Here is a 14324-nt window from a genome sequence, read left to right as displayed (position 1 = left end):
TGCATGCTGTCTCGCCGGATGGCATCGATTAAATCGTTGGTAAAGCGCTCGGTGGACACGTAAAAGACCTTCGCCTGCGGATTCGCCTCCAGTTGGTAGTGGCCGATGGCCTGCATGAGGTGGGTTTTGCCCAGCCCTACTCCGCCGCAGAGAAACAGCGGGTTGTAGGCGCGCCCAGGCTTGTCGGCTACGGCCAGAGCTGCAGCGTGGGCCATGCGGTTGTTGGGGCCAACCACAAACCGTGAGAAGGAATACTTGGGGTTGAGATCCGGCGCTCGCATCGGCAGGCTGCCGCCGACTTCCAGCCCTAGAGTGGGGGAGGCAGGTAAGCTGCCGGCTCTGGGCAATGTTGGGGAAATGGCTTTTGCAGGGGGTTCTTCCTCAACCAAAGCGTGGGGGGAAACCGAAAACTCCACCTGTAAAGGGATCCCGGCCACCCGCTGCACCACCTCGGTGATGGTGGAGGCGTAGTGCTTTTGCAGCCAACCCCGCGCCCATTCGCTGGGAGTCGAGATGGTGAGGCGGTTGTCCACCAACGACTCAGGCCGCGCCGTCTTGATCCAAGCCTCAAAAGTTGGACGGCTGAGCTGTACCTGTAGATGCCCCAGAGCTTCATTCCAGAGCTGATCCAGGGAGATATCCACACCACACACCCAGAGCGACACAGCAAAAGCCCAAGAGGAACAGCAGCCTCTGCTCCCTCGACAGTGGCTTTAGGATTCCCAATTTAGCTGCTCGGCGTGGGGCGGCCAATCTAGCAATTTTCCGTCGAGCCTGCTAGAATGGCACCTTGCTGATTGTCTGCAAGTGGACTGGGCTTCCCCCTCACCAGCCGCAGCAGGCCTTGTTGACATGATGAGTGGGTCTACACCATGACTCAGCGTACCCTTCATGGCACCAATCGCAGACGCATTCGCGTCTCTGGGTTTCGGGCCAGAATGCGCACAGCAACCGGGCGGCAGGTCTTGCGGCGGCGGCGGGCCAAGGGGCGTTATCGCCTGGCTGTTTCTTGAGGCGCGATCCGGCTTTAAGGGCAGGGCCCTTTGTTTAGTTCAGGGTGGGATCCGCCACCATGCTGCCTGCTCCTTATCGCTTGCGGGATCGGCGAGCTTTCCAAGCGCTTTACCAAGCGGGGCAGCGTCGTTCCGGTGCGGGCTTGACCCTTCTGTTTCAGCCGATGCCCCCAGGGTGTGAAGGGATCCCCAGCCAGGTGGGGTTGGCAGTTAGCAAAAAAGTGAGCAAATCGGCGGTACGGCGGAACCGGCTGCGGCGTCGCCTGCGGGAGGCCATACGGCCTCTCTGTCCAAACCTAAAGCCTGGCTACCAGTTGCTGCTCATCCCCAAGCCCAACCTGCTCACCTACAAGTGGCCAGAGCTACAGGCAGAGGTGCATCGTCTTTTGCAAAAGGCCGATCTGCTCGTCGATCCAAGCCCAGATCCTGGGCCTTCTTAGAGGCTGGGCAGGCTGCACTACCCGTGCTAGCCTGGTGCCATCATCTGCTGCTGGTTGCACCAGATATGGGGTGGGATGTACATCAAGCGGATCGAGCTGACCCGATTTAAGTCGTTTGGCAGCACGACCTCGCTGCCCCTGTTGCCGGGTTTTACGGTCATCTCCGGCCCCAACGGCTCCGGCAAGTCTAACATCCTGGATGGGATCCTATTTGCGCTGGGGCTGTCTTCCTCACGGGGGATGCGGGCAGAGAGGCTTTCGGATCTGGTGCATTCCGGCAGCCTCAACAGCAACCGGCGGGTGGAGACCCACGTTTCCGTCACCTTCGATCTGGGGCCGGGAGAAGATGGCCAGCCCAGAGAATGGAAAGTCAGCCGTCGGCTGCGGGTCAGCCCCGGCAAGGGGGAGGATCCCGACTCCCTGCCCTACACCAGCACCTTCTACATCAACGATGTGCCCTGCACCCTGAGCGAGCTGCACGAGCAACTGGAGGCGATGCACATCTACCCCAACGGCTACAACGTTGTCTTGCAGGGGGATGTTACCAGCATCATCTCCATGAACTCCAAGGAGCGGCGGCAGATCCTCGACGAATTGGCGGGGGTGGCCACCTTCGACCGCAAGATCGCCCAGGCCAACGCCAAGCTGGAGGGGGTGCGAGAACAAATTGAGCGCTTCCGGCTCATCGAGCAGGAATGGCAAGCCCAAAGAGAGCGGCTGCTCAAGGAGAGCGAAAAGGCGCAGCAGTACCAGCAACTGCGGCTGCAGTGGCAAACGCTGGAGCAGCAGCAACAGGTGTTGCTCTGGCGGCATTTGCAAGCCCAAGTGGAAGCAACCCAGGCAGCCATTCGTCAGCTTTTGGCAGCTCAGGAGCAAGCCACTGCTCAGGTGCAGACCTTGAGCGAGCAGTTGCAGCAGGCCGAAGCCGCCCTGAGCGAGCTGCAAAGCCGCATCCACGCCCTGGGGGAGGAAGAATACCTGCACCTGCAGGCCCAGATCGCTGCCGCCGAAGTGCAACGGCAACAGCTCAGCCAACAGATCGCAGCCTGGCAGCAGGAAATCGAGCAAGCGCAGCGCCTGCAGCAGGAGCGCCAAACCCAACAGCAGCACCTGCAGACAGAGCTGGAACACCTGCAAAGCCAACAGGAGCAACTGGCCCAAGCTCAGGGATCCCTGCAAGCCCAGGTGCAGAAAGCCCGAATCAGCCTGGAGCAAAGCCGCGAACAACTGCGGGCCCTGGCCCAATCTGCCGAGGCCTGGGTCAAGCAGCAGCGCTACCTCACCCGCCACCTCGAAGAGATCCGCGCCGAACAGGAGCCTCTGCAGCAGGAGCAAATTCGCCTGCAAGAGCGACAACGGCAACTGGAACGGCAAAGCCAGGAGACCCAGGCGGAGATCGCCCAGATCGAGACGTGGCTGGGATCCCACCTGGCCCTCACCGCCGAGCTGGAACAGGCCTGCCGGCAGTCGGAAGCCCAGGTGCAGGCCCTGGCCCAAGAGCTGGCGCAACTGCAATCCAACCTGGAGCTGGATCGCGCCACCCACGAGCGGCTGGCCGCCGAGTTCCACGCCAAGCAGCGGCAACTGGACAAATGGGAGACCCGCCGCCAAGTGCTGCAAGAATCCCAGGGATCCCGCGCCACCCAGGCCATCCTGAGCGCCCGCCTGCCGGGGGTTTTGGGATTGGTGGCCCAGTTGGGGCAGGTGGATCCCCAGTATCAACTGGCGCTGGAGATCGCGGCAGGCAACCGACTGCACTTTGTGGTGGTGGAAGATGACAGCGTCGCCGTCAGCGCCATCAACCTCTTAAAGCGGGAAAAACTGGGGCGCGCCACCTTTTTGCCTCTGAACAAGCTGCCGCCCGCCCGCCCGCCCGCCCCCCTCAACTTAAACGGTCTGATCGACTACGCCATTCGTTTGGTGCACTTTGAAGAGCGCTACCGAGATGTTTTTGGCTTTGTGCTCGGATCCACCCTGGTTTTCCAGAGCCTGGAGCTGGCCCGGCCCTACATCGGCCAGCACCGCATGGTCACCCTGGAAGGGGAGCTGCTGGAAACCTCAGGGGCCATCAGCGGCGGCACCAGCCCGCAGCGACAGGGGATCCATTTTTCTGCCGGCGAACACTCGGAAGGGGAAGCCCTGCGCGCCCGCCTGGCCGATCTGGAAGCGCTGCTGGCCGCCCTCACCCCTCGCCTAAAAGCCGCCCAAGCCCGCGAAAAACAACTGGCCCAGACCCTGCTCCTGGCCCGCCAGGATGCCCTGCAAGCCCGGCAATATCTGGAGCGACACCAGGCCGATTGCCAAAACCAGCAGGCCCGCCTGCAACACCTACAGGGATCCCTGACGCAATGGCAAAGCGAAAGCCACCAGATCCAGCAGCGGCTGCACCAGATTCAACTCCGCTGGGATCCCTTGCAACAGCGCCTGGCCGCCCTCACCCTCAAGCTCAGCCAACTGGAGGGATCCCCGGTCAACCAGCACTGGCAGCAACTGCAGCAGACAGTGCAGCAGCAGGAGAGCCACCTGGCGGAGCTGCAACACCACCTGGCCCACCTGGAGCGACAGCAACAGGAGAACCTCAGCCAGCAACACCTGAAGCAGGCCCAGATCCAGCACCACCAGGAGCGCCTGCAAGAGGGCGAACGGCGTCAGGCCCAACTTCAAGAGCAAATCGCCCAGGCCCAGGCCACTCTCGCCCAAATCCAGCAGCACATTGCCGAGCAACGGCAACAGATGGGCCAGATTGAAGCCCGCCTCGCCCACCTGCGCCAAGAGCGAGAGCGGCAGGAATTTCAACTGCGCGCCCAACAGCAGCAGCTCCAACGCCTGGAATGGGAACGCTACAACGCCCTCACCCAACAGCAAGAAAAAGAGGCCATCCTGGCCCAACTGCAAACCCAACTGCAAGCTGCGGCCCAAGCGCTGCCGCATCCCCTTCCCCCCTTGCCCCCCCACCTGACCCTAGACGAGCTGCAGCAGCAAAAACGCAAAATCGAAGAGCAATTGCGATCCCTGGAGCCGGTGAACATGTTGGCCATCGCCGAATATGAACAGACCCAAGTCCGCCTAGGGGATCTCAGCGCCAAACTGGCAACCCTGCACCAAGAGCGCACCGAATTGCTGCTGCGCATCGAGAACTTTTCTACTCTGCGCCGCCAAGCGTTTTTGGATGCCTTCCATGCCATCAACAGCCATTTCCAGACCATCTTTGCCCAGCTTTCCGAGGGCGAGGGCTACTTGGAATTGGAAAACCCAGAGGATCCTTTGGCTGGGGGTCTGACCCTGGTGGCCCGCCCCAAAGGCAAGCCGGTGCGTCGTCTCAGCGCCATGTCGGGCGGAGAAAAATCCTTGACGGCCCTCAGCTTTATTTTTGCGTTGCAACGGTTTCGCCCCTCCAGCTTTTATGCCTTTGACGAAGTGGACATGTTTTTGGATGGGGCCAACGTGGAAAAGTTGGCCGACATGATCTGGCAGCAATCCCGCCAGGCACAATTTTTGGTGGTCAGCCTGCGCCGCCCCATGCTCGAAAAAGCCGAGCGCACCATTGGGGTGACCCAGGCTCGCGGCGCCTACACCCAAGTAATTGGCCTGGTCAACCCCACCGCTCACGTCGGCTAAAGCAGCCAGCAGGCGGCCATCGCGGCGAGATCCCATCTCGCTCGCTATCCAGACAAGAGCGTAGATTCCAAAAACTCCGCAGGGCAAACCGGGAGATTTTGGTGATTTTGCAGGGCCCCAAGGCGGAGTTATGAGCTGCGCGCCAAGACCCACTCCACCAGCGTGCGCACCCCATAGCCGGTGGCCCCTTTGTTGTTGTAGCCTGCATCCTTCTCTGTCCAAACGGGGCCTGCTATATCCAGGTGGGCCCAAGGAGTTTTCTCCACAAACTGCTTCAGGAACAGGGCGGCGGTGATGGATCCCCCTGAGCGGGGGCCGGTGTTTTTCATGTCGGCCACAATCGAGCTGAGGCCCTCGAAATAGCCCTCCTCCATCGGCATTCGCCAGATTTTTTCTCCTGAGAGGTTGGCAGCTTGCTGCAGCTCCTGGGCCAGCGTCTCATCTTGGGTGAACAATCCGGCAATTTCTTCCCCCAGGGCAACCACACAGGCACCGGTCAGGGTAGCCAGGTCGAGAATGGCATCGACGCCCAGCTTTTCTGCAAATACCAGTGCATCTGCCAGGGTAAGGCGACCTTCTGCGTCGGTGTTGTTAACCTCGATGGTCTTTTGGTTGGAAGCGGTGAGGATATCCCCCGGATGGATGGCATGGCCGCTGATCATGTTTTCCGTGGCGGCGACAATGAAGTGCAGCTCCGCTTGAGGCTTGAGGGCGGCCAAGGCCCGCGCAGCCCCCAAAACCGCCGCTGCTCCCCCCATATCGGTTTTCATCATGGCGATGCTGCGGGAGTCGGTTTTGATGTTTAATCCACCCGAATCGAAGGTCAGACCCTTGCCCACCAGTGCCAATTTGGTGACGGGATCCCCTTGTGCCGGCTTGTAGGTGAGGTGGATGAACCGGGGCGGCAGATCAGAGGCTTTGGCCACACCCAGAAAGGCCCCCATCCCCAGAGCTTCACATTCTTCCTGCCCCAAGATCTCCGCCTCTAGACCGTATTCCTGAGCCAGTTGGCGGGCCGTATCGGCCAGGGCCAGAGGAGTAACGATGTTGGCGGGGGCAGCCACCAATTCCCGAGCCAAGATCGTCCCTGCAGCCATTTCAGTAGCCCGCTGCAGCGCGGCTTCGTAATCGGGGCGAGCCTGGGCCAACCCCGGCACCAAGAGGGTTACCTCCTGCACAGAAAAGCTGTTTTCCTCTTCCTGTTTGGCTGAAGATTTAAATCGATTGTCCCGGTGCGCCACCAATAGGCAGGCTTCGGCCACCGCCTGAACCACACGTACCCGATCCAACCCCGTCTCCGGCAAAGACAGCATCACCCGCTTGGCTTTTAAGCCATGAGCCTGGCGCAGGCCGTTGGCTGTGGCCCGTCGTAGGGCTTCTAGCGTCAGGGCAGCGGGATCCCCCAGCCCCACCAGCACCAGTTTGCGGAGCTCTCCGGTCAGGCGCAGGGCAACACTGCTGTTCGGCTTGCCCTGAAACCCTTGCTCCTGTACTGTTTCCGCCACCAGACCCGACCACACCTTTTCATCCCAAGAGGCGATCTCAGGGGGCAGAGGTAGGCGGCCATTTCCGCCAGAAGCCGCAAAGCAGTAGACCAGGGCACATTCCCCTTGAGTGAGTGGTGGCTCGCTGAGATGAAGCTGCATGAAAAACCCTTCGGTTACGCCGTTCACAAGCGATCCTCAGTCTATCCAATTTCACCGGCTCCCGGGATGGGGGTCTAGTGGGCGGGCCGGAAGATCCCGAAGCAAGAGGTGTAGCCGTGCAAAAAGGTGGATCCCCCAACTGGGCCGATCTCGCCGTTGCAAAAGAAGCCCCCCAGGGGTAGCTCCCCCAGCAATTCCCGAAACCGTTGCGAGTCAAAGTCGGGGGTGCCGTACAGCCCCTTGCCTCGTCCCAGACAGGAGAACATCAACGCCCCACAGGGCTCCGGCCTTGGTTGCGAGGGGCCCTCTGAGGAGTAGCTTTGCTGTAGGTTGCGCTCGGCACGATAGCGGCTGAGGGCCCACTGCAGATCTTCCGCCGAAGTCTGGGCATCGCGCAGATGAAATTGCACCGTTTGGCCGGGGCGCACCCGATCCCCGATGGCCATTGCCCCCAGCCGTGGATCGATGCCCAGGATCACGCGAATGAGAAAATCTCCCGGCGTCGGCTCGGATTTGAACTCGTCCATCAGCAGGCCGATAAAGAGAGCTTGGCGGGCCAAGCGTTGATCCGATGGGCTGAGCCGTTCGGCCAAATCCTGTAAGACCGCCAAAGGAGGACGCCCCTCTAAGCCGAGGATCACATTCCCCTCCGCTTCGGTGACGCGCAAGGGATCCCCGATGGGGCGACACCCCTGGGCCACTACGGCTTCCAGCACCACGTTGCCGGAAAGGGCCAACCCCACTGTGCCTACCCGATACAGCTCCCGCCGGGGTGTGGGGGTACGCGCATCCAGCAAGAACAGAGCATTGCCGCGCGGGCCGCGGCCGCCACTGGCCAATCCCCCCACCTTGACCGCCCCTGGATAGGCAAAATCCAACCCTTGCAGCAGCTCGGAGATGCGGGAGGAAAACCCATCCGCCAAGAGCAAAAAGTGCGGCTGGGTCTGCGGCGCAACTCCCACCAGATCGATCCACGCCGAAGGGGGTGCATCCAAGTCCGGCAATTGCTCCCCTTGCAAATAAAAAGGGCGCAAGGCTACATCCGGCAGCACCGCCAAAGACAGGGACAGGGCCGGCCCATCCTCAATTTCATGCCCCCCACCCACGATACCGCCGCCGGAGCAGCCGATCAAAACGTCCACCTCCAACAGCTCCGACAACAGGGGCAGCACGCGAATGTACTCGCTGGCAAAGGCCGCCGACACAAACAAAACCCCCAAGTTGGGCCGCAGAGGCTGAGAGGGGACATACCCGGTGAGCAGCCCCGGCAAGCTGCCGGATCCCACCGCCTGCACCTGTCGCGTCAGGGCGCTCTTCAGTTGGGCTGCCTGCAGCTTAGCCTTGGCTTCCTCCACCACCTGCCGCAGAGCCGCTTCCAGAGAAGGGAGCTGGGAGAGCGCGTTCACCCACTGCATCGGCGTGTTCCTACGGTCTGGAGTTTGCTTTTTTAGGCTAGCAATTTATGCCCGAACTGGTTGTTCGACCCAGGTTCTTTGGGGATAGGATCAGGGCAGATAGGGGCGGGGATCCACAGGTGCACCCCCGCCGGGGCGGACTTCAAAGTGCAGGTGCGGCCCTGTGCTGCGGCCCGTATTGCCCCGGCTCATGATCGTCTGCCCCTGCTGCACATACTGGCCCTGGGATACGTAGATCTGGTGGCCGTGGGCGTAGCGGGTAACGATCCCGTTGGGATGGCGAATATCCACGCGGTTGCCGTAGCCATCCCCGGCGTTGCCGGCAAAAATGACCTCCCCCTCCTGAACGGCTACAATGGGGGATCCCACCGGGCCGGGAATATCGACCCCTGCATGGAAGCGACCGCGACGGTAGCCAAAGCCGGAGGTGATTTGCCCGGCAACCGGCCAGATGAAGCCACTGCTGCGGGCCCGGGGAGGAGCTGGCGACGCTGGCCGAGCTGGGGTCTGTCTCTGGGCTTGTCGGGCGGGGGCCGGGCGGGGGGGCTGCGTGCCCGGTGCCGGAATCGTCAGGCGTTGGCCAATGCGTAGCCAGTGGGGATTGCGCAGGTTGTTGGCCTCGATAATCGACCGCTGCGTTACCCCATAGCGAGCGGCGATCCGCTCGATGGTGTCACCGGCTCCCACCGTGTGGGTCAGGGAGCCACTGGCCAAGAGGGCCTGCCGTTCTTGCTGCATCTGCTGGGCCCGGCGCTGCTGCTCGGCCTGTAATCGAGCTTGCTCCTCGGCTTGGCGTTGGGCTTCCTCTTCCTGGCGGCGGCGCTCTTCCGCTTCGCGGGCCTTCTGGGCGGCGATCCTCTCCTTCTCGCGCCGGATCAGCTCGCCCACATCGCCGGGGATGAGTAGCCGCTGGCCGATGCGCAGATATTCAGGCCGATCCAGGGGGGTTGCCTCGATGATCCGCTGCTGCGGAACTTGGTAGCGGTTGGCAATGTCTTCCAGGGTATCTCCTGGCTGGACGGTGTAGATCAATCCCGGCTGGCTGGGGATCAGCAACTTCTGCCCCGGCTGCAGTGGCGTGCTGGCCTGCATACCATTGGAGACGGCGATAGCGGCGGCGTCGAGCTGGTACATCTGGGTCAGATGCCAGAGGGTTTCTCCCGGCTGCACCTCATGCTTGAGAATGCCTCGAGGCCCTTCCCCGGTTGGGATCTGGCCGGCCTCGAAGGCTTGCCGCAGTTGGGCTTTTTTTTGCTCGTAGTTCTGCTGCAGGGCGCCGGACAGCGTGTGCACCGAGGGCGGAATCGGCTCCGCCACCTGGGATCCCCAAGGGTGGCGATGCAGTTGTCGCTGCTGTAGGGTAGCGACCCCAGCCAAGCCCAGCATCAGCAGAAGGCTGGTGGCCCAAGCCGGATAACCCCGCCGCGCCGGCGCTGAATCCCCAGGCTCTGGCTGAGCTGTCTCAGCCTCGGTTGAGCGCCTGGCCGGCTGCAAATCCGCCATCTGCTCTGCCAAAGCTTCCGTGCAGGGATCCGCCTCCAGCTTCAGAAGCCACACCAGGCCCGTTAAGCTGAGAGAGAGGGCCAAACCGGCCCACCGGAGCCTCAAGGGGGCGGCAGGATCCCTGTCCCAGCCTTCATAGGCAGAAGGATCCTGAAGCGTTGGGATCTCGGGCGGAGAAAGGGGGCTCACGGCAGCACCCCTGTGCTCCAGCTCTCCCTGGCGGGGAGTTGAGAACGTCAATTTTGGGGGCATCCTCACACCAACAGGCTGACACTAGAGTGCAAGAGAAGAAGATGTCAAAATGAGGGGCACAGACCCCTTGTTATCCAACCCCACTGCGGTGGCTCAAGCCGAAGTGAAGTTGGATCATGAACAGGTTGGTTCGCACTCAGGTTAGGGTACCGTAGTTAACAAATCTAGACAAGCCTTTGCAGGTAATTTCGGCTAAAACGCTTACCCCACAATGATTTCAGCCCTTGGCCCGTTGAGATTTTGTCCAGCCTTATCCGATTCAGGGCAAAGTGTGCCACCTTACTTTTTTGAAAGATAGAGCCCACCTTGCTGTAGCTGAAACTACAAACTGGGGATATCAATGGACTTGGTTGTCTACAACACATTAACCCGCCGCAAGGAAGTGTTTCAGCCACTGGCAGCAGGGGGATCTGGGTTCATTTCTGCCGATCCTTCTCAGGGATCCGCCGAGGCGGCTGCTGGGGAGAAGCCCCTGGTGCGGATGTACGTCTGCGGCGTCACGGTTTACGATCTCTGCCACCTCGGCCATGCGCGCACCTATGTGGTCTGGGACATGGTGCGTCGTTACCTGGAGTGGCGGGGCTACCGGGTGAAGTATGTGCAGAACTTTACCGATGTGGACGACAAGATCCTCAAGCGGGCCCTAGAGCGGGGCGAATCGATGCAGGCGGTGGCGGAACGCTTCATCGCCGAGTATTTCCAGGATATGGATCGCCTCAACATCAAGCGGGCCGATCTCTACCCCAGGGCAACCCGATCGCTGCGGGCGATGTTCGAGCTGATCCAATCGCTGGAGCTCAAGGGCTTTGCCTACCGGGTACGGGATCCCCTTGCCCGTCAGGCGGAGATCCCTGCTTACGATGTCTACTACGCCGTCCGTAAATTCCCGGACTACGGCCAGCTCTCCGGTCGCAAGCTAGAGGAGCTGGAGGCAGGGGCCAGTGGCCGGGTGGGGGAGGAAGGGGCTGGCAAACAGGATCCCTTCGATTTTGCTCTTTGGAAGGCGGCTCCCCCTTCCGAGCCGGGGTTTGAGTCCCCTTGGGGTTGGGGACGTCCGGGCTGGCACATCGAATGCTCGGCCATGGTGCGAGAGACTCTGGGGGATCACATCGACATTCACGCCGGCGGAGCGGATCTCATTTTTCCCCACCACGAGAACGAGCTGGCCCAATCGGAGCCGATTACCGGCAAGCCGCTGGCCAAGTACTGGCTGCACAACGGCTTTGTCAACATCAACGGCCAGAAGATGTCCAAATCTTTGGGCAACTTCACCACCCTACGCCAGGCGCTTGCCGTCTATCACCCCATGGCCCTGCGGCTGTTCCTGCTCCAGACCCATTACCGCAGCCCGATTGACCTCACCGAGCCGGCGATGCAGGCGGCCAGCCACGGCTGGGAAACTCTCCAAAAAGGGATCCACTGCGCCCAGCAGTTTTGCCAGACGGCATCTCCCGATTGCGAGGCGATGCAAGCCTTTCAGGCGGCCATGGACGATGATTTTGGCACCCCTGGGGCGCTGGCCCTTGCTTTTGAGCTGGCCAAAGAACTGATCCGTGAGCACAACCTCTTGACCCACCAGGGCCACACCCACCTGCAGCCGCAGGTGCTGAGGCAGAAGAGCGCCGCCCTGCTGGAGATCTTGGCCACGCTGGGCTTCTGCTGGCCCCAGCCTGCCACCGCCGAGGGATCTGAGAAAGCCGTCGCCAATGGGGAACTGGCCAAGCTTCCACCCCTCGAAGAAAAGCAGATCGAGGAGCTGGTGGCCCAACGCACGGCAGCCCGCAGGGCGAAAAACTTTGCCGAGGCGGATCGAATCCGGGAGCAGTTAAAGGCCCTGGGGATCACCCTCATCGACCAAAAAGACGGCACCACCCGGTGGCTGCGGGAGTAGGGGTTGCCCATCACGAAGGGATCCCTAGGCCGGAAACGGCCTGGCGGTAGAACTGGCGCATCTCGGCAAACCACTCCACTCGCGAGGGATCCCAGGTGTAGAACATGTGGCCGCCGCGGTAGTGGCGCAAGAGAAGGTTGGCCTTGAGGCGGGGATCCAGCTTCATCAAGTCCACCAGGTGGTCGGAGGCAAAGTAAGGGGTGACCAGGTCGTAGAAGCCGTGGTGAATGCCCACCCGCAGGTGGGGATTGAGGGCCATGCTGCTGCGCAGCTCGTCCATGGCGCCAATAAACCCTTGCTTGAGTTCCCCTTTGGGGGTAAACCGCCAGGACTTGAACACCTCTAAGTTCAGGAGGTGGTAGGTCAAGTCTGTGTCCACCTGGAGGGTCTCCCGCAGGTGGCTGTTGATGGCGGCGGTAAAGAGGCGATCCACCCCATCCAAGGTGGGATCGGATCCCTCGAAGGTAGGCCGATCCGGAAAGGGATCCACCGTGGTGACGGAAGCATCGTACAGCCCCAGCACCAGCCGCTGGGAGCGCAACAGCTCGCGGGCAAAGCTGGCCGGGTCGATCCGACCGCCTTTGTGGGCCACATACTCAGGTGAGAGTCCGATCCCTGCCGCCATCTCTGTGTAGATGGCCTGCCGCTCTGCCTCTGGCATCGCCTCCCCCATGGCCAAAAGAGGCAACAGCCGCTGGCGGGCAAAGCCTTCTGCTTTGGGCAGCAAGATCTGCAAATCCTCCCCCCAGCCACACCGCCCGTGATAGGCTGCCGTGGCCACGTAAGAGGGGAACAGGGTTGCCCAGGTGCTGAGGTTGTAATCGGTGGTCTCCAGCAGCCCGAACTCGATGGCCGGCGAGATGAGAATCGCTCCTGACAGGCCCACCCCAAACTTGGCTTGCAGCTCCTTGGCCAGCCGCGCCACCCGAAATCCCCCGTAGCTCTCACCGGCAATGAAAATGGGAGAGAGCCAGCGCTTATACCGCGAGAGGAAGCCCTGGATAAACTCGCCCAAAGATTGCAAATCCCGCTCCACGTCCCAGAAGGGTGCTTCTTTGGGGGGCTCCTCCTCCTTCTCCTCCGGCTGAGTGGGCTTGGCCGCCGGATCGGATTTTTCCTGAGAACTTTTGGCGTCTTGAGACTCCTTGGGCAGGGCGCGGCTAAAGCCTGTCCCCACCGGATCGACGAAGACCAAATCAGAAAACAGCAGCCAACTTTCGGCGTTATCCACCAGTTGCACCGGCGAGGGCGGCAGGCTGCCGTTGGGCCCAAAGCAAATCCGTCTCGGCCCCAGGGATCCCATGTGCAAATAGGCAGAGGCGGCCCCCGGCCCGCCGTTGAAAACAAAAGTCAGCGGGCGGTGCGGGGAGCCAGAATCCTGCCTCAGATAAGCGACGTGAAAGATCTCAGCCACCGGCTTTTCTCGGCGGAAGAGCGTCTGCCAGCCAGCCACCGCCCTGTAGGGGAAGGACTCCCCCCCGGCGTTGAACGTGTGCTCTGTGGTGTGCAAGACAGGAGTGGACTTAGATTCTGCAGGCATAGAGACACGGGAGCTGCAACTTGCCTATCCAGTAAATCACAAGTTGCCAGATCTCCACCCCTGCCTTGGAACAGGAGCCGAGGGTTACAGGGTGAGCGGCGCTTCCAAGGTCAGATTAAAAGATTGGCCGGGGCGCAGCACCACCACCTGGGGAGCGGTAACATTGCCTACCACTACGCCAGCCGCTGCCCCTCCCAGGACATTGCCCGCCGAGACACCGCCGGTGATGGCTCCCAAAAGGGTGCCTGCGGCTGCCCCAATGGCCGCATCCTGGGCGATGGCCTCAGCCGAATACTGCCGGGGATCTTTCTCGTCGTGAAGAATGTTGGAAACAGCCCGCAGGCTATAGGTGCGACCCCCGAGGACGATGGCAGTGGCAACAAAGCGGGATCCGCCCGGCGCCGGCTCCATCTGCCCGAAGACGCGGCTGCCAGCCGGGATCACCAAACGCCCCTGGTTGTCGAAAATGTTTTGCGTGACGGCCACTTCCAGGGGATAGATGGTGTCTGGATAAAAGTATTGCGGCCCTTCGCTGCTGAGGCTGCCGACGGGAATGATCGTCCCCTGCTCAAGGCGGTAGGTGCCCAATTCAAAAAGCGGCTGGGCCACCACCGGCAAGGGGGCCAGCAGAGGGATCCCTGCCCAACCAATCACAGCGGCTGCTAAGATAGCTTTCATTGCAAATCTCCTAATTCTCCAGAGTTCTGGCGGGTGTCTGTGGCCTTGCAGGGGCAGTTGCCTTCCCTGTGCAGATCTCTCCATAACTTCTAGGTTATCGAATCAAAGTGCCAGCCCCTTTTCCGGGGTGAGTAGCTTTATCTGCAACTTTGGGCAGTTTTGGGCAGCCCGAAAGCCTACTTGTTCAACTTGAATTGAGGCGCACGGCCCTCACCCCCAGCCCCTCTCCCAGAGGCCCAAGCGCTCCGCGCCGCTCACGCGACCACCCCCAGCCCCTCTCCCAGAGGCCCAAGCGCTCCGCGCCGCTCACGCGACCACCCCCAGCCCC

At 61.5% G+C, this 14324-nt stretch carries 9 protein-coding genes and 2 pseudogenes; 4 read left to right on the top strand and 7 right to left on the bottom strand.

Going from position 1 to position 14324, the window contains the following annotated elements:
• Together NW857_RS09160 and NW857_RS09155 are read right to left on the bottom strand one after the other, a co-directional pair.
• A pseudogene (locus tag NW857_RS09160) lies at window positions 1-275 on the bottom strand (DnaA ATPase domain-containing protein); the annotation flags it as partial.
• A 225-nt stretch (window positions 276-500) separates the two neighbouring features.
• Window positions 501-644: pseudogene (locus NW857_RS09155) on the bottom strand (DnaA N-terminal domain-containing protein); the annotation flags it as partial.
• Window positions 645-872: 228 nt separating this feature from the next.
• Here NW857_RS09155 and rpmH point away from each other — a divergent pair.
• From rpmH to smc, 3 genes are all read left to right on the top strand, one after another.
• Window positions 873-1013 (top strand): 50S ribosomal protein L34, encoded by a 141-nt coding sequence (gene rpmH / locus NW857_RS09150; protein WP_414337317.1) that lies wholly within the window; start codon window positions 873-875, stop codon window positions 1011-1013.
• Between the two features lie 59 nt (window positions 1014-1072).
• Window positions 1073-1453 (top strand): ribonuclease P protein component, encoded by a 381-nt coding sequence (gene rnpA, locus NW857_RS09145; RefSeq protein ID WP_414334703.1) that lies wholly within the window; start codon window positions 1073-1075, stop codon window positions 1451-1453.
• A 75-nt stretch (window positions 1454-1528) separates the two neighbouring features.
• The gene (gene smc, locus NW857_RS09140) at window positions 1529-5071 is read left to right on the top strand and encodes a chromosome segregation protein SMC (protein ID WP_414368733.1); all 3543 of its coding nucleotides are present in this window, start codon (window positions 1529-1531) and stop codon (window positions 5069-5071) included.
• Window positions 5072-5199: 128 nt separating this feature from the next.
• Here the strand turns inward: smc and NW857_RS09135 are convergent, their stop codons facing one another.
• The 3 genes from NW857_RS09135 to NW857_RS09125 form a co-directional block, all read right to left on the bottom strand.
• Window positions 5200-6717 (bottom strand): leucyl aminopeptidase, encoded by a 1518-nt coding sequence (locus tag NW857_RS09135; protein ID WP_414334711.1) that lies wholly within the window; start codon window positions 6715-6717, stop codon window positions 5200-5202.
• Window positions 6718-6791: 74 nt separating this feature from the next.
• Window positions 6792-8132 carry an FIST N-terminal domain-containing protein gene (locus NW857_RS09130; RefSeq protein ID WP_414334705.1) on the bottom strand — a complete coding sequence of 447 codons (1341 nt, stop codon included), beginning with the start codon at window positions 8130-8132 and terminating at the stop codon, window positions 6792-6794.
• Window positions 8133-8222: 90 nt separating this feature from the next.
• The gene (locus tag NW857_RS09125; RefSeq protein WP_414368732.1) at window positions 8223-9824 is read right to left on the bottom strand and encodes a LysM peptidoglycan-binding domain-containing protein; all 1602 of its coding nucleotides are present in this window, start codon (window positions 9822-9824) and stop codon (window positions 8223-8225) included.
• 403 nt (window positions 9825-10227) lie between these two features.
• Between NW857_RS09125 and cysS the strand changes: the two genes are divergently transcribed.
• A complete protein-coding gene (gene cysS / locus NW857_RS09120; protein ID WP_414368730.1) occupies window positions 10228-11778 on the top strand; it encodes a cysteine--tRNA ligase in 1551 nt (516 codons plus the stop codon).
• A gap of 10 nt (window positions 11779-11788) precedes the next feature.
• Here the strand turns inward: cysS and NW857_RS09115 are convergent, their stop codons facing one another.
• Window positions 11789-13318 carry a S10 family peptidase gene (locus tag NW857_RS09115; RefSeq protein ID WP_414337313.1) on the bottom strand — a complete coding sequence of 510 codons (1530 nt, stop codon included), beginning with the start codon at window positions 13316-13318 and terminating at the stop codon, window positions 11789-11791.
• An 84-nt stretch (window positions 13319-13402) separates the two neighbouring features.
• Window positions 13403-13996: a hypothetical protein gene (locus NW857_RS09110; protein ID WP_414334709.1), complete on the bottom strand. Its 594-nt coding sequence runs from the start codon at window positions 13994-13996 to the stop codon at window positions 13403-13405.
• Window positions 13997-14324: the final 328 nt, after the last annotated feature.

The organism is Synechococcus sp. H55.9 (assembly GCF_047462355.1).
Taxonomy (GTDB): Bacteria; Cyanobacteriota; Cyanobacteriia; order Thermostichales; family Thermostichaceae; genus Thermostichus.
The sequence above is the reverse complement of the archived record's forward strand: the minus strand, read 5'-3'. Positions and strand labels throughout refer to the sequence as shown.